Annotated in this window: 16 protein-coding genes and 1 pseudogene; 9 read left to right on the forward strand and 8 right to left on the reverse strand. The window is 43.6% G+C overall.

Translation table 11 applies throughout. The features are described from left to right. Positions 1–3: 3 nt before the first annotated feature. A complete protein-coding gene (locus ACOOEY_RS05250) occupies positions 4–2,592 on the forward strand; it encodes an ABC transporter permease (protein ID WP_420387624.1) in 2,589 nt (862 codons plus the stop codon). Between the two features lie 101 nt (positions 2,593–2,693). Then, positions 2,694–3,485 carry a nuclear transport factor 2 family protein gene (locus ACOOEY_RS05255; RefSeq protein WP_420387625.1) on the forward strand — a complete coding sequence of 264 codons (792 nt, stop codon included), beginning with the start codon at positions 2,694–2,696 and terminating at the stop codon, positions 3,483–3,485. Positions 3,486–3,584: 99 nt separating this feature from the next. Here ACOOEY_RS05255 and ACOOEY_RS05260 read toward each other — a convergent pair whose 3' ends face one another. Further along, positions 3,585–6,683: a VPS10 domain-containing protein gene (locus ACOOEY_RS05260; protein ID WP_420387626.1), complete on the reverse strand. Its 3,099-nt coding sequence runs from the start codon at positions 6,681–6,683 to the stop codon at positions 3,585–3,587. Between the two features lie 271 nt (positions 6,684–6,954). On the opposite strand from ACOOEY_RS05260, the gene ACOOEY_RS05265 reads away from it, so the two are divergent. The 7 genes and pseudogenes from ACOOEY_RS05265 to ACOOEY_RS05295 all read left to right on the forward strand — a co-directional run bounded on the left by ACOOEY_RS05265 (position 6,955) and on the right by ACOOEY_RS05295 (position 16,771). Further along, complete coding sequence (locus tag ACOOEY_RS05265; protein WP_420387627.1) at positions 6,955–7,296, forward strand: PadR family transcriptional regulator; 342 nt, start codon at positions 6,955–6,957, stop codon at positions 7,294–7,296. A gap of 12 nt (positions 7,297–7,308) precedes the next feature. Continuing rightward, positions 7,309–9,915, forward strand: a complete 2,607-nt coding sequence (locus ACOOEY_RS05270; protein WP_420387628.1) for an ABC transporter permease — start codon at positions 7,309–7,311, stop codon at positions 9,913–9,915. 26 nt (positions 9,916–9,941) lie between these two features. Continuing rightward, entirely contained in the window at positions 9,942–12,602 is a 2,661-nt protein-coding gene (locus ACOOEY_RS05275) for an ABC transporter permease (RefSeq protein ID WP_420387629.1), read from the forward strand. 13 nt (positions 12,603–12,615) lie between these two features. After that, positions 12,616–12,786, forward strand: a pseudogene (locus ACOOEY_RS05280) (permease prefix domain 2-containing transporter); the annotation flags it as partial. Between the two features lie 39 nt (positions 12,787–12,825). Further along, complete coding sequence (locus ACOOEY_RS05285) at positions 12,826–15,219, forward strand: ABC transporter permease (RefSeq protein ID WP_420387630.1); 2,394 nt, start codon at positions 12,826–12,828, stop codon at positions 15,217–15,219. A 237-nt stretch (positions 15,220–15,456) separates the two neighbouring features. Next, complete coding sequence (locus tag ACOOEY_RS05290) at positions 15,457–15,762, forward strand: helix-turn-helix domain-containing protein (protein ID WP_420387631.1); 306 nt, start codon at positions 15,457–15,459, stop codon at positions 15,760–15,762. Between the two features lie 121 nt (positions 15,763–15,883). Next, a complete protein-coding gene (locus tag ACOOEY_RS05295) occupies positions 15,884–16,771 on the forward strand; it encodes a dienelactone hydrolase family protein (RefSeq protein WP_420387632.1) in 888 nt (295 codons plus the stop codon). Positions 16,772–16,783: 12 nt separating this feature from the next. Here the strand turns inward: ACOOEY_RS05295 and ACOOEY_RS05300 are convergent, their stop codons facing one another. The 7 genes from ACOOEY_RS05300 to ACOOEY_RS05330 all read right to left on the reverse strand — a co-directional run bounded on the left by ACOOEY_RS05300 (position 16,784) and on the right by ACOOEY_RS05330 (position 22,617). Beyond that, positions 16,784–17,710 carry an alpha/beta fold hydrolase gene (locus ACOOEY_RS05300; protein ID WP_420387633.1) on the reverse strand — a complete coding sequence of 309 codons (927 nt, stop codon included), beginning with the start codon at positions 17,708–17,710 and terminating at the stop codon, positions 16,784–16,786. 1 nt (position 17,711) lies between these two features. Further along, positions 17,712–18,065 (reverse strand): translation initiation factor, encoded by a 354-nt coding sequence (locus tag ACOOEY_RS05305; protein ID WP_420387634.1) that lies wholly within the window; start codon positions 18,063–18,065, stop codon positions 17,712–17,714. A gap of 107 nt (positions 18,066–18,172) precedes the next feature. Beyond that, positions 18,173–19,021, reverse strand: a complete 849-nt coding sequence (locus tag ACOOEY_RS05310; protein WP_420387635.1) for a universal stress protein — start codon at positions 19,019–19,021, stop codon at positions 18,173–18,175. An 87-nt stretch (positions 19,022–19,108) separates the two neighbouring features. Beyond that, positions 19,109–19,816, reverse strand: coding sequence for a sulfite exporter TauE/SafE family protein (locus tag ACOOEY_RS05315; protein WP_420387636.1), 708 nt, complete (start codon positions 19,814–19,816; stop codon positions 19,109–19,111). After that, positions 19,816–20,256, reverse strand: a complete 441-nt coding sequence (locus tag ACOOEY_RS05320; RefSeq protein WP_420387637.1) for a FixH family protein — start codon at positions 20,254–20,256, stop codon at positions 19,816–19,818. Before ACOOEY_RS05320 ends, ACOOEY_RS05315 begins: the two co-directional genes overlap by 1 nt. Continuing rightward, a complete protein-coding gene (gene ccoG, locus ACOOEY_RS05325; protein WP_420387638.1) occupies positions 20,253–21,686 on the reverse strand; it encodes a cytochrome c oxidase accessory protein CcoG in 1,434 nt (477 codons plus the stop codon). The genes ACOOEY_RS05320 and ccoG overlap by 4 nt, the downstream gene beginning before the upstream one ends. Positions 21,687–21,738: 52 nt before the next feature. Continuing rightward, entirely contained in the window at positions 21,739–22,617 is an 879-nt protein-coding gene (locus ACOOEY_RS05330; RefSeq protein WP_420387639.1) for a cbb3-type cytochrome c oxidase N-terminal domain-containing protein, read from the reverse strand. Between the last annotated feature and the right edge of the window lie 7 nt (positions 22,618–22,624).

A 22,624-nucleotide genomic window follows, 5' to 3' on the forward strand; every position in this document is an offset into this window, starting at 1 on the left:
CATATGAAACAACCTACTCCTCCTACTTTAATCCTCATCTTCTTCCGTTGGTTTTGCGACCCTCGGATGGTCGAAGATATTGAGGGTGATTTATTGGAGAGGTTCGATAAAAGGGTTGAGAAAAAAGGTCAGTCTCAAGCCCGAAGGTTATTTATCAAAGATGTGCTGATGCTCTTCAGGCCAGGCATTATCCGATCATTAAAAGGAAGTCAAAAACTCAATTATTACGACATGTTTAAACATAATCTCATTATTACACTCAGGAACTTCTTAAGACACAAAAGTTCCTTTACAATTAATCTGATAGGTCTCACCACAGGCCTAAGCTGTGTACTTCTTATCTACTTGTGGGTCAATGATGAATTGATGGTAGACCGCTTTCATGAAAATGAAAAACGCCTTTATCACATTATGTCCAACCATAGCGATGCCAGCGGCATATTCACCATTGAAGGCACTCCCGGTCTGCTACTGGAAGAAATACAAAAGCAGGTACCCGAAATTGAAATCGCCACAGCCTATACCGACCCTCACGAATACACTATCTCGTCAGAAGATGGTCAACGATCTATGAAGGTTCAGGGAAGATTCGCCAGTAAAGATTTCTTCTCAGTATTTACTTACCCCTTAAAGCAAGGCAATAAACAAAGTCTATTCAACACTAATGACGAGGCACTGATTACCCAGTCACTGGCAGAAAGAATGTTTCCTAATGAAGACCCTCTGGGCAAAAGGATACAGTGGCATTTCAGGGGTGAAAAGAAAGACTTCCTTATCAGCGGCATTCTGGAAAACATACCAGCACAGGGCTCGGAGCAGTTCGAATTGGTATTGCCCTGGAATTTCTTTCATGATGAACTCATTACCTACAAACAATGGGGAAATTACTATGCACGAATTAGTGTAGTGACCCAGCAGGGTGCCAATGTTGATGAAGCCACCAATAAGATAGATGCCATATTCAAACAAAACCTGGAGGACACTAATGTTGACTTGTTCCTAACCAATTATGCTGATCTTTACCTTTATGGCAAATTTGAAAATGGTCAGCAGGCCGGAGGAAGAATAGAATCCGTCAGGCTAATCTCATTCATTGCCCTGTTGATTCTCTCCATTGCCTGCATCAACTTCATTAACCTGGCTACAGCCAAAGCCTCCCAGCGCATGAAGGAAATCGGGGTTAAAAAGTCTTTGGGGGCAACTAAGAAATCCATTGCCTATCAGTTTCTGACTGAATCCATGTTGCTTTGCCTGATTGCCTTATTCATCTCTTTGGGAATAGTAGCTCTGACTCTTCCAGAATTCAATCGGATTACCGACAAAGAAATGAGCCTGATCTTCGATGCTCAACTGATCTATATGACTTTGGGCATTCTCTCCTTTGTTGGACTTGTAGCAGGAAGCTACCCCGCACTTTACCTGGCCAAAATGGAAGCACTATCCATACTAAAAGGTTTTAAGCTAGCCAATACATCAGGCGGTCTGGGAAGAAAAGCATTGGTTATTTTCCAGTTTAGCCTATCCACCATCCTCATTGTTAGTGTATTGGTCATCTTCAGACAGATGGAATTCATACAAACCAAAAATCTGGGATACGACAGAGACAACCTTATTTATTTTGAAAGAGAGGGAACACTCACCGATCAATACGATGCCTTCCTGGCCGAGCTTAATAATATCCCCGGTGTTGAAAAGGCAGCTCTCTCAGGCTTTATGGTTGGCGGCATGAACTCTACGGGTGGTGTTGCCTGGGACGGTAAAACAGAAAAAGATCAGATCCAATTCTGGGAATACAATGCAGGCATTAATTCAATTGACTTACTCGGGGTTGAAATCGTTGAAGGCAGAGGCTTTTCCGATGAGTTTGCCAACAATGACAATGCTGTGGTATTTAACGAGACGGCTATTAAGGCAATGGGGCTGGAAGACCCAATAGGCAAAACCATTCGACACTACACCGGCAGCAAGCAAATCATTGGTGTGGTAAAGGACTTTTCCATTGGTTCAATACACAAACAGGTTGAACCGGCTCTGTTTCTATACAGACCGAAGTCGACTCACTTTATCATGGCCAGAATTCAGGGAAGTCAGATCCCTGCCACCATGCAAAGTATCGAAAAGCTCTACACCACTTTCAATCCCGAATTTCCATTCAAGCCCATATTTGTCGATCAGGACTATCAGGCACTGTATGCCTCAGAACAACGCATAGCAACACTTTCTAAATATGCTGCCGTACTGGCCATCATCATCTCCTGCCTGGGTCTGTTTGGCCTTACTGCCTATACAACAGAAAAGAGAATCAAAGAGATTAGTATCAGAAAAGTACTAGGTTCCGGCATTTGGAGAATCGTATTCCTGCTTACCAGACAATTTTCTATCCTGGTAGGTATTGGCATACTCATAGCCTTACCTGTAAGCTATTGGGCAACAGGTAAATGGCTCAGTGACTTCGCCTTCAAAATCGATGTACAATGGTGGTTCTTTGGGCTTGCCGGATTGCTGACACTGGTTGTTGCCTGGCTCACTGTAGTAGGACAAACATTAAGAGCGGCAAAGGTTAACCCTGCCTCTAATCTCAGAAATGAGTAAAGCTTACAACCGCTATGACCAGGTTGCATTGGACTGAAATGAATTCAATCCAATGCAACTTTTAATGGTTCGGTCTCTCTTTGACTAAACCATTAACTCAAATGTCAAAAACACAAAAAATCAACTCAACGCCCCACTTAAACAGGCTTATGATCACCCTGTTCTTAATCATTTCATATCAACTTGCTTTTAGCCAGGCCCAATCGACTGCTACAAGGAACATTGTCGAAACTATCAGAGAAAGAGACAAGCAGTTCTGGGATGCCTATAACACATGTGACCTTGAAAGCATGTCAAACCTCTTCACTAAAGATGTTGAATTCTACCACGACAAGAATGGAAAAACATCGGGCCTTGAAGCTCTGAAAAAGTCACTGGAGCAGGGCTTATGTGCCAATGGCTCCAAATTAAAGCGTGAACCCAAAGATGGAACCATGCAAATATTTGAATTGAAAGGGATTGGTGGAATCATCAGTGGTGAACACTATTTCCTGGTGAACGGACAACCTGTTGAAGTCGCGCGTTTCAATCACCTGTGGGTATATGAAAACGGAATGTTAAAAATGTCACGCTTGCTGAGTTATGATCATAAACCCTTTTCTTCCGAAACTCAGGCCATAATACTTTCTCAAGAACAGCTTCAGTCATTCACGGGTCATTATCAGGGTCAACAAACAGGCAAAGTTGAAATCATCAGTCATTCAGAGGGATTGACACTGAAGGCCAATGGCTTTGAAGCGAACCTGTATCCAAAAAGTGAAGACACCTTCTTTATGAAAGAGCGGAACATCACCTTCAGCTTCCTGAAAGACAAAGAAGGCACATTTGAAAAAATTCAGGTGAAGGAGAATGGTCAACTGGCAGAAGAGTTACTTAGAATTCACAAGGAATAAAAGTGAACATCTAATCATTCCAAATACTCAAGGGACTTGCCCTGAGTATTTGGAATGAATGATCCACTCTACCAAAAGAGTAAACTCTGATGGCTTTGTTTAATTATCCAAACCCTTTACTAATTCCAGGTTTAGCCCTTCAACAAAGCTCTTGTAAGCATTCCATTCATTACTGAAAAAGCCATTGAGTTTCTCCTTCACGGGAGTCCAGTTTCTAACGAAATTTGCATAGGCATATTCAGCAGCCTGAGAAACGGGCTCATAGCTACCTCCCATCTTACCTCTTACGTTTCTGAGCTGACTTGTAATAGGACTGTCATCACCCCTGTTGCCCTGGACCGGCTTTGCATAGAAAAGCTCTCTGAGGGTTGAAAGCTGGTCTTTTATTTCCTTAGACTTCTTTTGAAGCTCCTCATTGTCTTCATCCAGTTGTTGAACCTTACCCACTATCTCCTGAGCTTCAGTCAGTTTATCCACTGCCTCAACCACCTCGTTGTTAAGCTCATAATATTTGGCAATAAAAGCCTGCTTTTCCTGAAGAGCGGCCATGTCCCATTCTTCAACCCGCTCATCTCTCAATACTCTAATGGGTTGAGAAGAGGTCTCACCGTTGTAGGTTAATTTAACAGTATAAGTACCCGGCAGGGCATCATATCCACCAGGAGGCGTCACCTCTTTTCCGGTCTGAATTCTGGAACCGGGGCTTCTTACCCCATCTGTTTCAAAACCCCAATAGGTTCTGTTTAAGCCTTTATCCGGAGTCAGAAAACGAGTTCTGACCACCTTACCCGACTCATCAGCGATTTCCATTTTCACTTTGCCTTTCTTCTCCTTCACATAGAAGTTGATGGCCGCACTAAATGGCTTATTTTCTCCGAAGAACATGCCATTCCCTGTACTTCTGTAGCCCCAATAAGGACCAATAATGGCATGAGTAGCATCCGGAATTTCGAATAAATGAATGGTTTCATTCTTGAGTTGAGACATACCCAAAGTAGTGGCTTCGCGAATGGGCCTGATGTCATCCAGAATCCAGATGGCTCTTCCGAAGGTTCCAATGATCAGATCGTGCTCTCTTGGGTGAATAGCCAGGTCCATAGTGGGTACAGTTGGATAACCATGAGTCCATTTGGCCCAGGTTTCGCTTCCATCCATACTCACATATAAGCCTGATTCCGTGCCCAAAAACATCAGATTGGGCTCAATCGGGTCTTGAACAAATGACAAGGCAAAGCCAAATACATCGTCTTCATTCACAATGCGCTTCCATGACTTTCCATAGTTCGTGGTTTGGTAAACGTAAGGCGACCAGTTGTCTCTTCTGTGGTCATCGAAAACCACGAAGGCTGTTCCTTCGTCATAGGTGCTCGCTTTGATCTGCTGAACCCAGGTGGCTTCGGGAAGACCCGGAAATTTACCGGCACTGTTGGTCCAGTTTTTCCCACCATCTCTGGTCAGCTGCACATTACCATCATCCGTACCCACCCAGATTAAGCCCTGTGTTTTAGCACTTGGCTCAATGACCGTAATGGTGGTATGCATTTCTGCTCCGGTGTTGTCATAGTTCAAACCACCTGTGTTTAATTGATCCTGCTTTTCGGGATTATTCGTGGTGAGGTCTGGAGAGATAATCTCCCAGTTCAGGCCATGATCGGTAGACTTGAATAAAAACTGCGCTCCGAGGTAGACTGTCTTTTTATCAATCGGATCTACATTCACACCTGCATTCCAATTCCATCTTAATGCCACACCATCGGGATGCTCGGGCTGAATACCCCGCATATCTCCGGTCTCTCTGTCATATCTTTGAATATTGGCACCCTGACTCAGAGAGTATCCATATCTTGAATCCAGCCGATCAGGCACCACATCGAAACCATCTCCTCCAACTATTCTTTCCCAGTAGCTGTTTCTGATTCCACCTTGCTTTAAAAGCTGACTTGGACCTAACCAGGCACCATTATCCTGCATGCCTCCCATCACATTGTATGGGGTTTCCATATCGTAGTTCACATGATAGAACTGCCCGATAGGAAGATTTTCTGAATACTGCCAACTACCTCCTCTGTCGGTACTTAAAACCAAACCACCGTCATTTCCCAATACAATGAAGCCTGGATCATCGGGGTGAATATAGTAGGCGTGATTATCTACATGTACATAGCCGGGATTAACAAATGTATCGAAGCTTTTACCTCCATCTTCACTGTAAGTAACGGTTGTATGAAGTGAGTAAACCCTGTTCTCATTCTTTGGGTCAACATAAATCTCACCATAATAAAACGGACGATTCCCAATACCTCTTTCGCCTTTGTTGGATATTCTGTACCAATCTACCCCTCCGTTATCCGAGCGGTAAATGGCATTCTCTTTAGACTCTACATAAGCATAAATTCTATCGGGCACGGAAGGCGCAATGGCCAAACCAATTCTTCCCAAATCACCTTTCGGCAAACCATCTTCAGAGGTTTTTCTATCCCAGGTTTCTCCACCATCATGAGAAATGTAAATTCCTGAGGCCGGCCCTCCTGAATTGAAAAACCAGGGCCACCTTCTGTGCTCCCACATAGCAGCGATAAGCTTATTGGGGTTAGAAGGATCAATCACCATATCGGCAATACCCGCACCCGGAACATCATAAAGCACTTTTCTCCAGGTTTTGCCACCATCAGTAGTTTTGAATACACCGCGTTCAGGGTGTTCTGCCCAGGGTGAACCTATGGCTCCTACCCAAACGGTGTTTGGGTCGTTTGGATGAACGATAATGCGATGAATGTTCCTGGTTTTCTCCAGACCCATATGTTGCCAGGTTCTTCCGGCATCCAAGCTGCGGTAAACACCATAGCCTGAGTTGAGAGAATTTCTCGGATTACCCTCTCCGGTACCCACCCAAAGGATACTTGGATTAGAGGGAGCAATTTTCACTGCTCCTATTGAAGCAACATCCTGATCATCAAAAATGGGCTCCCAGCTCGTACCTCCACTGGTAGACTTCCAAAGTCCACCGGATGCAGTACCTGCATAGATAATGTTTTTATTGTGCCGAACTACATCAATGGATGTAACCCGACCAGACATACCAGCCGGACCAATTGACCTTGGCTCCATTGTTTCAAACAAAGAAAGGTCGGTTTGGGCCTGGGAGTTGATAAATACAACGGTGGCAAACAGAATAAAAAGTGCTTTGAAATATTTCATAATCGGGAAGATAGTTTGGCTAAAGTTAAGCTACTCTGCCTTGTTCTATGAAATGGTTTCTTCTGAATGGTAAACACAGTATTGAAGCTTTAGAGAAACATCGTTCAGCTATGGTTCCAACGGATACTCGCTTTGATCACACTACGAGAAAGCAGAAGCCATTTCCAGGGGCAGGTAATGATTTCTGAGAGCCAGCCCAAATCAATTTCTTACTAAAAAGTAGAACATATCAAAAATTGCCCCGTATATTTGTTCTACAATTTAGTATGTTATGAAAGAAACTAAACTTGGCGACTTCGAAGAGGTGATACTTCTCCTGGTCGGTATCCTTAACCAAGAAGCCTACGCTTTCAAAATCGCTGAAGAGTTTGAAAGTCAAACACAACGACAAGTATCTATTGGAGCAGTGCACTCCACCTTGAACAGACTATCTGAAAAGGGATTTCTCAAATCAGAAATGGGTGCAGCAACAGCAGAAAGAGGTGGTCGCAGAAAAAGAATCTACACCATCACCGCTACCGGTGAAAAAGTGTTAAGAGAATCCAGAGAGTTTAAAATGTCACTCTGGGATCAGTTCCCTGCCTTTGCAGGCAATCTCAAATTCAACGTTTAGCCTCTCCAGATTGTGTCGAAGCCTTTAACTCCTCCCTCCTATGCTGAGAAACTCCTCAACTGGTTTTTGAAAGAAGAACTGGCTGAGGAAGTAATGGGGGATTTAGAGGAGAAATTTTATACAACGGCCAATAAACACTCAAAGGGCAAAGCAAGGCGAAACTATTGGTATCAAGCCTTTAATTACATTCGTCCATTTGCCCTAAAAAGAACAAAAGTCAAAAACTCATCAATTAGTCCTATGAAACTTCACTTTAAGCTAGCCTTTAGACTTTTTAAAAAGAATACACTGATCAGCTTTGCAAGCCTGACGAGCATAGTCGTTGGTGTATTCAGTACATTTCTGATTTATCTATGGGTCAATTCTGAACTGACAACAGATCAATTCCACTCCAACTATGCCAACCTTTATATTCCTGTAGTGCAACAAAGCGCTGTTGACGAGTTTCAACCCATCAATACAAGTCTGTTCTTTAAGGCTGATTACAGCGAGTTTTCAGAAGTGGAAGGATCTATTCAAACCATCTTCCTGGGACCGAACAGGCTTAAACTGGTTTATAACAATCAGGTTTACAGAGGTGGTGCCCTGGTAACAGACAGCACCTTCTTCGATTACTTCGACTTCGAACTGATCAATGGTAACCCCAGTAAAATACTCACTGACCCCTCGAACATTATTTTAACCGAATCAATGGCACAAAGGGTCTTTGGAGATACTGACCCCATGGGAGAAGTAATTGAAATAAGTCAAAGAGGCTCCTTTCAGGTAGCAGGAATACTGGAAGATATTCCATCCAATAGCTCTATGACATTCGACTTCATATTACCCATACATGCGCAGAGTTTCTGGGGTGTAGGGGGAATGGAATTCTTACTGGTCAATAATTCCTTCAACAAAAGCGAGTTCGATGAAAAAATAGCCAAAATGGGCCATAGTCACTCACAATTTAAGGAGAGTACGGTATCAACTGTGCCATTCAGTGAGACTTACTTTAATGAGCCCCTGGATACTGAGCTTCTCAGTAAACATGGTCAGATGTACGAAGTCAACACCATGCGCCTGGTAGCCATGGTTATTCTACTGGTGAGCATACTGAACTTCACCAATATGCAATCTACCCTTTCCTTTTCCCTGCTAAAGGCCAAAAGCATTAAGCAGATACATGGAGCAGGAAAGAAAGACTTTATATCAGAACTGATTGCCTCCAGGTTGATTTACCTGACCTTTAGCATCATTCTGATTTATGTTCTCTTTCTCATCTTTAAGCCGGCCTACCTCAGCTTCCTGAACCTGACCATTGATATGACTGAACTGGAGGTGATTACCTTGATAAGTGCCGGTACTTGCCTATTCATTTTTCTTACCACCCTGGCGGCTCTGCTTCAAACAGTTAAAGTATCTTCTTTAAGGGCTTTATCCGGACAATTAAATAACACCAGGAGTTTCAATGCCGGAAAGGTTTTGACCACAGTTCAGTATGTGTTTGCTATTGCCCTGATCATTGCCACTGGTGTTGTTTTCAAACAATTCCAATATATGCAGAACAAAGACCTTGGGTTCAATAAGGAGAACCTGGTCAGCTTCAGCTTTTTCGACCGTATAGAATATGCAGGAGACCAGGAAGATTTCAGCAAGAAGAGTAGCGAGCAAAAGAAGAACTACGACTTTGTAAAGAACGAATTATCCAAGCTTCCCGGGGTTGAGCAATTCTCTCAGGGAGATTTACCATTCAGCACGGTTAATTCGGGAATGCCCTGGAAGCTGGTTAATAGCAACTTCGAATACTCTGATACTAAGTTACTAACCGTTGATCCTAACTATGCTCAAACCATAGGACTGAAAATCCTGAAGGGACGCTTTTTCTCAGATTCACTGGATGTTCAAAGACAGAACAAAATCGTCATCAACAAAGCTGCTATGGAGTTCTGGGGAATTGAAGATCTGGACGATGCAAAGCTGGCGAATAGCTACTGGGGTGGAGAAGGCGAACCATGGCAGGTAATTGGTGTCGTAGAAGATTTTCACTATGAACACCTATCCAGAAAAATAGCTCCCCTTATCATCGTTAATTTTGAGGATATTGACAGTGACTTCACTCTGAGGGTTCGGGAAGAACGCTTTCAGGCCACCATTGAATCAGTTGCTGAATTATTCAGAACCTTCAACCCGAACCAGACCTTCTCTTACACCGTGTTGGAAGACCAACTCAGAACGCAATACGAACGCGAAAAGAAACTTACACAAACCTTTATGGTCTTCACCTTAATAGCAGTCATCCTTTCATCGATAGGCCTGTTTACCATGGCCCTCTATGAAACCCAAAAACGCATCAAGGAAATTGGTATCAGAAAGGTGGTAGGTGCCAGCGTGCAGCAAGTGATCACCCTGCTGAGCAGCAACTTTATGAAATGGGTACTTCTGGCATTCGTTATCGCTTCTCCCATCTCATGGTACTTTATGGATAAGTGGCTCGACAACTTTGCTAACCAGACAACACTAAGCTGGTGGGTTTTTGCAGGAGCAGGCTTGTTAGCCATAATTCTGGCCATGCTTACTGTTATAGGTCAGTCCTATTCAGCAGCCAGTCAGAATCCGATCAAAGCACTCAGACATGAGTAACAGGTGATTGAAAGAATAGCCCAGGTATGAACAGAAACAAACCAATTGCCCCTCCTCGCTTAGCTGAAAAGCTATTGTCATGGTTCCTGAAAGACGAACTGGCAGAAGAGGTGTTGGGTGATCTGGATGAAAAATTCAGTTCAACGGCAGCTAGACATTCGATCAAAATAGCCAGACGAAATTACTGGTACCAAACATTCAATTACATAAGACCTTTTGCATTGAGGTCAACAAAACTCAACAACATAACATCAAATCTTATGATTGGTCATTTCTTAAAGATTTCGTGGAGAAACCTGCTCCGTAATAAGGTATTCTCTTCCATTAAAATTGTCGGTTTTGCCATAGGCATTGCCGCCTGTATTCTCATCTCCCTCTTCATTCGACATGAACTGAGTTACGACAAGCACTACGCTCATCAGAATCAGATTTTCAGAATAGCTAACCAATACTCTAATGCCGGTGATTTTGGAAGGTGGACCAACATGCAAGGCCCATTCAAACCCATTCTCGAGGAGTATATACCTGAGATTGAATTGGCTGCCAGAACGGTCTTCTGGAAATGGGCCAACGTAGGTGAAAATCACATCCGCAGTACCAGATCTCAGAACAATATTTATGAGGACGGTTTCTTCTATGCCGACCCGGAGATTCTTCAGATTCTGGAAATACCAATGGTTTATGGTGATCAGAAGACAGCTCTGACAGAGCCCAATAGTCTGGTGATTACCAAAAGCAAGGCCGATAAATTCTTTCCAGGCATCAACCCCGTAGGTCAGCAGATGATCTTGAACGATAACACAGAGTCTCCCTATATCATTGGTGGCGTTATAGAAGACCTGCCTAAAACCACCCATATCCAGGGTGATTTCATTATGACGCTGGCCGGAAGACAGTCTGGCCCCGGTACTTCCGGATGGTGCTGTTCGAACTATACTTTCTATATCAGAACCATTGAAGGTGCCAATAAAGAAGCACTGGAACAAAAACTGGTGAACACCCGAGACACCTATGTAATGGACAAGCTCAGAGAAGCCAATGTAACAGACCTGGAAGAAATCCAGAAGTATCAGTCGTATTACCTACAGCCTATTGAGAATGTATACCTCAACCCCGAAGAAATTGGCGACTATCAGCAACATGGCAACATGGACCTGATTTGGGTTTTTGGAGCCATTGCCGTGGTAGTTCTGGTATTGGCCTGCCTGAACTTCATTAACCTGTCCACCGCCAAATCTATTCAGAGAGCGAAGGAGATTGGTCTTAGAAAGGTAGTAGGTTCTTATCGCTCCGGGTTGATCAGGCAATTCTTATCTGAATCTGTTTTTTACAGTATCCTGGCCGTGTTGATGGCTGCCGGAATTGCCTGGCTGGCATTACCCATTTTCAACCAGGTAGCAGAAAAATCCCTGACATTACCCTGGCTGAGTTATTGGTTCATACCATCACTTCTACTGGCTGCCATTGTTGTGGGACTGATCTCGGGTATCTATCCTGCCTTCTATCTCTCGCGTTTCAGCCCCATTGAAGCCCTCAAAGGAAGAACAAAAACCAGGTCTAAAAGCTCTATCATCAGAAATGGAATGGTTGTTTTTCAGTTCACGGCTACGGTCATTCTCATTATCACGGCATTGGTTCTAAACCGTCAATTCAACCATTATATGAATCAATCCTTAGGTTATGAGAAAGACCAGGTAATTAACATCCTTGGTTTAAGCTCTATGGCACCTAAAGAAAGGGATTTACTCAAAGACGAGTTACTGAGACTGTCCCAGGTTCAAAATGCTACCCTGGGAGATTACCTGCCGGTAGCCGGAGGCAGAACCACCAATGCAGGGTATTGGAATGAAGGACGAAAGAACATTGACCCTGGCTTTGAAGCAGCTACCTGGAGAGTTGATAAGGACTATTTACAAACCATGGGCATTGAATTGATTCATGGTAGAAACTTCACTGATGAAACTTCTGATGCTTCAGGCATCATCATTAACGAAAGGATGATGAAGCGCCTGGGCCTGGAAAATCCTGTCGGAGCTCAACTAATCGACATGTTCGATGAGAAGTACACCATCATTGGTGTAGTCAACGACTTTTACTTTGAATCCCTGGCTGGCACCATCAATCCGCTCGCTATGGTAAGAGGTAAAGGAAATTCCACTCTTTCTATCAAAGTGCAAAGTCAGGATATGGAACAGGTCATCTCAGGCATAACGCGTGTTTGGGAAGAAATGAAACCCAACCAACCCATCAGATATACCTTTATGAGTGATCGTTTTGAAAAGATGTATGACAGCCTGCTAAGAGCCAAGACCATATTCATCATTTTCTCCGTATTATCAGTCATTGTTGCCTGTATGGGACTTTTTGCTCTATCGGCTTTCATCATTGAGCAAAGAGGGAAAGAAGTGAGTGTCCGCAAGGTACTTGGTGCCAGTGTTACTCAAATCTTCCGCATCCTGGCTACGGATTTCATCAAACTGGTAGCCATCGCTATCGTGCTGGCGATTCCACTGGGCTGGTATGTATCTGACAATATGCTGCAAGGCATGGCCAATAGAATCAACCTGGCATGGCCACTATTCTTAGCAGCGGCTATCATCGCCTTCATTATTGCCATGGTCACCATTAGTCTAGAGTCGATTAAAGCGGCTCTGGCTAACCCAGCACAAAAACTAAGGTCTGAGTAGGCAAAAAAACCATATCGCCCCTCCCAAGTGGGCCGAAAGACTGCTTCACTGGTTCCTGAAAGACGAACTGGCTGAGGAGGTATTGGGTGATCTGGACGAGAAGTTCTATTCCACCGCAGAAAAGTATTCAATCCGAAGAGCAAAGCGCAACTATTGGTATCAGGTCATTAATTACCTCCGCCCTTTTGCTTTTCGGTTCTTCACTATCAAAAACTCAAATACTATGATCAATCACAACTTTAAAGTGAGCTATCGACAGATGCTCAAAAACAAAGGCTATTCATTCATCAACATTGGCGGGCTTGCCATGGGCATGGTCGTTGCCATGCTTATCGGCCTATGGGTTCGCGATGAACTGAATTTCAATAAGTATCACAAAAACTATGATACTACGGTTCAGATTCTCAGGCAGGAAAACAATGCCACAGAGCGATATACCAGTGAATTTCTCACTACCGGAATGGGTACACTACTGAGAGAGTCCTTTCCAGACCAGATAGAACAGTTAGCTATGTTCCGATCCCGCTCACAAGACAGAGTACTGGCTGTTGATGAAAGCAAGTTCACCTACACCGGTCACTTTGTTGAAAGCGCAGCTCCGGATATTCTGGGACTCAAAATGAAATATGGTAACTCAAATGGCTTGAAAGACCTCAATACCATCATGCTTTCTGAGTCAGTAGCCAATAACCTGTTTGGCACTTCCGACCCGGTTGGCAAAATGGTAAAAATGGATGCTACCCTTGACCTAATGGTAGTAGGCGTTTATGAAGATATCCCAAAAAACTCTTCTTTTGCAGACTCGGGGTTCCTCTCTCCTTTGATCAGGCTATTTGGTGGCAGCGAAGAAGCCATGAATGTCTGGAATAACTACAATATCTACATCTATGCCAAGGTACACCCCGAAACAGATTTGGAACAACTAGAAGGCTTAGTGAATGAAACACTCCTTTCGAGGCTGGGACAACGGGAAGAAGAAAGAGAAACAGCTTTTATTGTCTATCCCATGAGCCAATGGCATACCACTGAATTCGACAACGGTCAACTGGTTAAAGGGCAAACTTACCGATTCATTTGGCTATATGCTTTCATAGGAGCCTTCGTATTGCTCCTGGCCTGTATTAACTTCATGAACCTCAGTACAGCCCGATCAGAAAAAAGGGCAAAAGAAGTAGGGATCAGAAAGACACTGGGATCGATGAGAAAACAGCTCATTTCTCAATTCTATATGGAATCCTTTCTTTATGCACTGTCTGCTTTTGTGCTTTCACTGGTACTGCTTTGGGCACTACTTCCCTGGTTCAATGAAACCTCCGGAAAAAGTATTGCAGCGCCATGGGGTATGAGTGAATTCTGGCTGGCTGGCATTGGATTCATTGTATTCACAGCCTTTATTTCCGGCTCATACCCTGCAACATACCTTTCCAGTTTCAAGCCAATTAAAGCCCTTAAAGGAGGGTTGAAGTTTGGCAAAGGAGCATCTATTCCGCGTAAAATCCTGGTTGTCTTTCAGTTCACTATTTCCATTGCGTTGATTATCGGTACCATTACTGTGAATAATCAGATTCAGGAAGCTAAGAACAGACCTGCAGGATATTCTCCTGAAGGCATGATTTCTCTTAGACCAGCTTCTCCTAACTATGGAAAAAGAAAAGACCTACTCAAACAGGAGATTCTAAATACCGGAATGGCTGATGCCGTGGGCTTTTCCAATTACCAGGTCATTAGTACCCTGGGTTGGAATGGAGGATTCACCTGGGATGGAATGGACCCTTCGTTCGATGAGTCTTTCAACACCATTTCTATTTCCAATGGTTATGCCGATGCTGTAGGTATGGAATTCGTTGCCGGAAGAGACTTTGACCCGTCTCGCGAGACAGACAAGAATGCCATCATCATCAATGAATCGGCAGTGGAAACCATGAAGCTGAAAAACCCCATTGGCACCATCGTCAGGTATGATCCAAACTGGAGAGAACCTAAGAACTACACGATCATCGGTGTGGTGAAAGATATGATCAAAGGCTCACCATTTCAGCAAACCGACCAATCCATTATGTTTCTTGAAGAGGAATTTACTTCGTGGATGTACGTCAGGCTCAATCCCAATGTAAGTCCAAACAAGTCTCTGGCTACTATTGGTGAAGTTTATAATGAGATTCTGCCTGAAGCTCCTTTCGACTACCACTTTGCCGATGACGACTACGATAAAAAATTCAAGGCTGAACAAAGGATAGGCCACCTGGCACAGTTCTTTACCCTATTAGCCATTATGATCAGTTCTCTCGGACTCTTTGGTCTATCCTCATTTGTGGCCGAGCAGAGAACAAAAGAGATTGGTATCAGAAAGGTACTTGGTGCCAGTGTAATCAATCTTTGGCAGCTGCTTTCTAAAGAGTTCGCTCTTCTGGTTCTGATCTCATGCTTCATTGCCATACCTGTAGCTTACCAGGTCATGCAAAATTGGTTAGACGGATATGAAGTAAGAACCGAGCTCTACTGGTGGGTATTTGCCCTGGCTGGTGCTGGAGGCCTGGTGGTTACTCTCATTACCGTTAGTTTCCAGGCCATCAGAGCTGCTGTTGCCAACCCTGTCAAGAGTCTTAGGGCAGAGTAGAGATTTCACAGGAAATCTCTTTAATAACAAAAGTTTCACTAAAGTGAAACTTTTGTTATTTTAAGTACGTGAACAAATGGCGCACAATTGTTTTTTATAAGAGTTACTTCGAATCCTTTTTTAAAGAGCAGGAAGATAGGGTCAAGAAAAAGATTATCTGGACATTACAGCTAATTGAAGAAGTTCAACACGTCCCTAAAACTGAAATACAGAGAGCACTGACTATAAAGAAAGAGTATGAGCAAGAAAGGAAGTAATATCATTACCCTCGATCAGCTTAAAGAAAAGCACTACGGCCCCATTGGGTCAGATAAGCGTGATGAGCTGGAACAGGGTTATAGCGACTTTAAGATTGGTGTACTATTACAGGAGGCAAGGTTGAAAAAAGGACTCACTCAGGAGGAATTAGCCAGTAGGGCCGGGACTACTAAGTCCTATATCTCTAAAATTGAGAATAACATTAAGGAGGTCAGACTGTCCACCCTCAAAAAGATTGTTGAATTAGGTCTTGATGGCGAGCTAGAACTAATGATAAAATTTTAAAACCTCCTTTGACAACATAAAAATTGATACCTGTATCACGAACCAATTTACCGCTAGTGAAAACTAGCTAACATTCAGTGGAAAGATTGGTTATCTTATTTCTCCATAACCATTTCCAACCATGAAAAAGCTTACAAAAAACGATATTAATCAGGAGGTGTTCGACCTTTATGATGAATATGCTCACAACAAAATCGACCGCAGAGAATTTATTGAAAAACTATCCATCTATGCAGTAGGTGGCCTTACCGTAGCGTCCCTTCTCAGCTTCATTATGCCAGACTATGAGACTACAGCCACTGTAAATCCTGACGATGAAAGACTAAGTTCTGAGTACGTGACCTACAATTCACCTAAAGGTGGTGGAGAAATAAAAGGCCTGTTCTCAAAGCCTGACGGAGCTACCGGAAAACTACCCGGTATCGTGGTAGTTCATGAAAACAGAGGCCTCAATCCTTATATCGAAGATGTTGGAAGAAGATGTGCAGTGGCCGGCTTTATGAGTATTGCACCAGATGCCTTAACCCCACTGGGCGGCTATCCTGGAAACGATGACGAAGGCAGGACCCTACAAAGACAAAGAGACAGGGATGAAATGCTGGAAGACTTTATTGCAGCCTACGAATGGATCAAAGCCAGACCTGAATGCAATGGCAAAGTGGGGGTAGTTGGATTCTGTTTTGGTGGCTGGATTTCCAACATGATGGCCGTAAGGTTGCCTGACCTGGGAGCTGCTGTGCCATTCTATGGCAGTCAGCCATCTGCCGAAGATGCCGCTAAAATTAAGGCTCCATTGATGCTACAATATGCCGGTCTAGATACCCGGGTCAACGCTGGCTGGCCGGCTTATGAAGAAGCTTTGAAAGCCAATGGTGTAGAACATCAGGCATTTGTTTATCCAGAAGTAAATCACGGATTCCATAACAATACCACTCCACGTTACGATGAAGCTGCTGCTACGCTAGCCTGGGACAGAACCATTGACTTTTTTAAGAAGCATTTGATGTAAGACACAGGAACCTTACTGGTTCAAAAGACCTTTCACAGCCCTACTGAAATCAGTAGGGTTTTCTATAAATGGAAAGTGACCGGAATGGTCTATGACTTTTAGTTCAGCATTGGCCAGGGCATCGGTCATTTTTGAAGCATGAAGATGGACCGCTTCCTCTGATTCGCCAAAAAGAACCAAAGTAGGAGACTTAACTTTATTCAGATCTGAATAAAGATCATAAGTACCCAAGTCTGGTCCTAAGAGACCGAAAACTGCACTTCTCTTTTGAAAATCCTGAGGAATAAAAAGATTGAGCTGATTGATATTCTCTCTGTCATACATCTGAGATTTGAATGACAAAAGCATCATCTCCTTGATATAGGGCACTGCATTGGGTGACCTTAGCAAACCGGTGCTTACAATATTGTCAAGCCTTCGCTTGTCATCGGGATTAATCTTATTAGCTGAAGCTATATTCTCTGCCTGCCAGTCTGCCGCACTGGGGGCCATTGAGTTGGAAAGGATCAGGTGATCGACTCTATCGTCATGAGCGATGGCATACTTCATGGCGATCAATCCACCCCAGGAATGCCCCATTACATTGAGTTTCTCCAGCTTCAGGTTTTGCCTGATCTGTTCAATATCATCCACAAAACCTGCGAGGTTCATGGTAGCTGAATCAATGGCTACTGATGATCTGCCACAGGCCCGCTGATCATAAAAGATCAGTTGATAGTCCTCCGCCAGACTTTCCAGATGAGGCAGGAAGTACGAATGGTCTAACACCGGACCACCATGAATCACAAGTAGGGGCTCCCCTTCTCCCATCGTCTTGTAGTAGACTTCTGAACCATTAATGACCATAGTGCCTTCCTTCACAGGTATAGGCTTCTCCTGACATGAAACGAACGCCCATGACAGCAATACTAACAGTGCATATGATCTGATCCTGGTCATTTTATCCGCCCACTCTTTTGGCTTTATATCCCTGTTGATGCAAGAGTTCCAGCACCTTATCACGAAAGTCGCCCTGAATCAATATCTCTCCATCCTTGGCAGAACCTCCAACTCCACACTTAGATTTCAGCATTTTGCCCAGGTCTTTGAGATCTTCTTCGGTTCCCACAAATCCTTCAACCAAAGTTACCTGCTTACCAGCCCTGCTCTTCTTATCGAGCATAACTTTCAGGTTCTGATCCCCCGGGTCGAGGGTCTCCTCTTCTGATTCACCTTCGTATTCATACTCAAAATCCTGATTGGTTGAATAGACTACTCCTGAGCGGCCTTTATCTCGCTTGTTCTTTCTCGACATAATTCAAAATTAGTTATTGGAGGAGTATTTATAAAACAGAAATCGGAAATCGGGTTACTAAAAAGCAAATCCGATTTCCGACTCTTCATAGGCTATTGCCTCATTTCTTACTTCTTCATTGACAGTGTCATCACCGGTATGGTGGCGTGATTTACCAAATCTTCGGCAATACTACCTGTCAGTAAATGCAACAAACCTGTTCTGCCATGGGTGGCAATGGCAATCATGCATGCGCCCAGGTCTTCGGCAAAATACAGGATACCATCTTCTTCAGTAGCCTCATTGTAAACATTGGTTGTAGCATTTCTAAGGCTATGTTTCTTGGTAAACTTGGCAAACTCCTCATTCACCTGTCTTTGTGTAAAGAAGTGATTCGGTGTATTCACTTTCAACAGGTGAAGCTGAGCTCCGGTTACTTTCTGTATACTCTTAATATGCTTAATGAAGTCAGTCTGATCGGTAGACAAATCGGTAGCATACACTATGTTTTTGATGTCCTTCAGTTTTACGCTTTCCTTCACGGTAATCACCGGGCACTTGGCATAGCGCACCACTTTTTCAGTATTGGAACCAATGAGTATTTCATCCAGTCCGCTGGCACCTTTGGTGCCCATTATCACTAAATCAGCCTTCTGTTCTGCAATCACATGAGATATTCCCTGATAAGGATTCCCCATTTTCAGGATAGTCTCCACTTTTAACCCTTTCAGTGCCTTGTTTTTAGCCGCATTCTGCAGGTGTTCTTTTTGTACTTCAATGAGTTTATTGATAAAGAAGGCTTCTTCACCCACAGGTTCTGCGCCTTCGCCCATCGTATTGAATGAGAAATCTCTGGCTCCTTCTATAACATTCACCAACACAACTTTGGCCTTGGCCTGATTAGCTATTTCCGCAGCAAGTACTACGGCATTGTTAGCCTGTTCCGAAAAATCAGTTGGTACAAGTATGGTTTTCATGGTTGATAGTCTTTTGTTTCAGTCAATATGAAGTAAGAAAAAATATTTGTGGAATATAATGATTTCGGTCATAAACCGGATCACCATTTAAGGAGTCTCGCACAAAACAATATCATTATTACTGACTAAACGAGGACTGAGGTAAGGGATACCCAGGTTAAGCCCTCTGAAAATCAAAAGAATCGCTACTAAAAAAATGAAACGGGGTACCCATTGAGTGAAAACCTTCTGATTCCAGTTTCTTATTCTATGCCCAAACAAGGCAGCTGCCAGCATCATGGGAAAAGTTCCTAAGCCAAAGAAGACCATGTAGAGAGCACTACCTCCTAAAGAAGACATGGATAATGAAGCAATCAGGGCCATGTAGACCAACCCACAAGGAAGGAGACCATTGTACAGACCAAGCATGGCATTTGATCTGAATGTATTGCCCTGAATGAGCTTACCGAGGCTCTTCTTGACTTTCAAAATCAATTGATTCAGGGGTTTGAAGGCAAATGACTGAGGAATTCTACCTCTAGTAGTGACCAGAAAAACAATCATCAGCACACCAGTGGCAATAGAAAGGTACTGTTGAAAACCAGCCAGAGAGATGGTCTCTCCTATCAGGCCAATAATTACACCTAAAAAGGCATAGGTAATGGCCCTTCCAAAATTATAGGCCAGCCTGTTGCTCCACCAGGCCAGCCTTTTTTCCTTTTGCTGTGGCAAGGCCCAGATTAATGGCGCGCACATACCCAGGCAGTGCATACTGCCGAATAGTCCGAACAAAAAACCAGTCCACAGCAACAGCATCAGATTACAAATTCAATTTCCTGATAGTACTCCTTTTCCCCATCGGTCCAGAAAAGTTGAATCTTCCAGGCTCCGGTAACCATCTGCGAAATATCCTTTACATACTCCATATCTTCATTGAGTTGGAGCTCAGTTTCCTGATCATGTCTTGAACTGCTTGACCTGTAAAACTTCACCTTTCCTTCTTTGATTCCTTCTGCAATAGCCTCAGGAAACTTTAAGGACACCTTCAACGCACTTCTATCGATAGAGAACTCAGGCTTTTCAGCCAGGTTGTTCACATTTCTGATTCTATTGATCTGGTCTTCATAGGCCAGTTCCTGCTCGTAGTAATTATCAGCCACCAGGCTAAACTCAGTATTCATACTGATGTAAACCATGGTAAATACCACTCCAAAAAAGAGTACAAAGGCTAATATGATTCTGTTACCCCAATTCATTCGTTCTTAAAGTTTGCAGGTCCAAGAAAGTTTGTCTTAATATCATCAATCAGAATTTCTCCTGACTTCAATTCCAGGTGAATCTCTGTCTTACGTTCCTTCAACTCACTTTCCGGAAGCTTGACAATAAACACCTTATCCAGCTTTGCTTTGGCGGGTAGAATGGTCAAAGAATCGCCTACCGTTTCTATGGTACCGTTGGCCCAGTCCTTTAGCAAAACATCTAACTGAATGCTTTCAGAAGTTTTATTCACAAACTGAATATTGTAGATGTTCTGAATCATACCATTGTCCAGTTTCTGATACATCATGCCCGGCATGCGTAAAATGGTAGCTTCTACCTCGGATCTGCCGCTTACAAATACAGTCAGCAAGGTCATTAACACAATGAGTACACCGGTATAACCTGCTACACGAGGGGTAAAGATTTTCTTGCGCCCCTCAGCTATGGCACTGTAAGAAGTAGGCCTGATCAGTCCTGTCGGTTTACCGATCTTGGTCATCACATCATCACAGGCATCTATACAGGCTGTACAGTTCACGCATTCCAACTGAGTTCCGTTTCTGATGTCTATTCCGGTTGGGCAGACATGCACACAAAGTTTACAGTCTATGCAATCTCCTTTAACGCCACGGTCTTCATTTTTCTTCATTCGGCCCCGGGGCTCACCTCGCAACCAATCGTACATGACCGCAATGGAATCTTTCACCAAAAGGACTCCCTGAAGTCTTCCGTAAGGACATATAGTTACACAAGCCTGTTCCCTGAGGTAGGCAAAAACAGCATAGAAAATACCACTGAAAGCAATGAGTCCCAGAAATCCGGCCAGGTGTTCCGAGGGAGGTTGTGAGACAATCTCCTTTACCTGCTCAATACCGATGAGGTAGGCCATCATGGTATGTCCGATCAATATTGCGATGAGCATGAAGATACCGTGTTTCAGCAATCGCTTACGGATCTTCTCAGCATTCCAGGGCATGTTTTTCAGCTTGCGCTGCTGACCTGCATCACCATCAATCCAGTATTCGATCTTGCGGAATACCATCTCCATAAACAATGTCTGGGGACAAGCCCAGCCACACCAAATACGGCCAAAGACGACCGTAAACAAAATGATAAAAACGAAAAAGCTGATGGCGATCAGCGCCAGAATAAAAAAGTCCTGTGGCCAGAATACAGCTCCGAGGATGGAAAATTTCCGCTCGAAAATATTCAGCAACAGAAACGGCTCGCCACCAATTTTAATGAATGGTCCAGCAAAAAGTATAGACAAAAGAATGATGGAGACCACAATCCTTTTGTTATGATATCGACCTTTCGGCTTTTTTGGGAAGAGCCATACTCGCTTTCCCTTCTCATCTACTGTAGCAATCGTATCCCGATACTGCTCATCGTAGTTATAGAGTTCTTTGATTTTTTCCTGATCCATATCAAGGCTTAGTTAAAGTCCCGATGAATTTCACCGGGACTCAGTTCTCATATTAATTCTCCGGTTCGTATAGCTCTCCATCAGGAGGCAATGCGCCAGGAGGATTGGTTCCCTGCAGACTAAGCACGTATGAGGCTACATTTCTGATCCTGATCGGATTCAGCTGATTTTCCCAGGACATCATTGCAGTGTTTGGAACACCGTTTTTAATGGTCTTGTAAATATCAGAGATGCTTCCTCCATGCTTCCAGTATTTATCAGTCAGGTTAGGACCGGCCAAGCCACCACCATCTTGTTTGTGGCAAACCGCACATTGCGACTCGAAGAACTTCTGACCATCGGCCAGCTCTACAGACTCAGTGGTTGCCGTGACTGTATTCTCATCGAAATCGACCACTATATCTGCTGCCTGATTGGCTTTTAATGCCTCAGCTGCAGCAATCTCTCTTTCATAGCGCTCTTCCTGAAGTGGTGCTGTTTTGAAAACGTGGAATATAAGCAGGTAAACTACCGCATACACAATGGTTACGTAGAACAAACCCTTCCACCAGGGTGGCAAATGATTGTCTAACTCTTTAATACCATCATAATCATGATCGAGTAGCAATTCCTCCTCTTCCTCCATAGGCTTGAAGTCATTCCAGCGTGCCCAGAGTTTAGCATACCAGCTTGGTTCAGCTTCATATCTGGCCAGTTGTTCGGCTGTCATTTCCTTTCTGATGAAGGCTTTCAGCAGTTGCAACACATAGATGGCTACAATCAGCACCAAAACAGACACCAGGAATACCAGCCCGAAAGTGATGTATAACATCGTATCCTGACCAATACCTGCCCCATTGGCACTTTGTGCGTAAGTCTTCGTACCCAAAAGCATTAAAATGGCTACCATAAGGGCAGAAGTTTTATGTTTGAATTTTCTAATAATATTCATGGGTATG

It is taken from the genome of Roseivirga sp., from assembly GCF_965216855.1.
Classification (GTDB): domain Bacteria; phylum Bacteroidota; class Bacteroidia; order Cytophagales; family Cyclobacteriaceae; genus Roseivirga.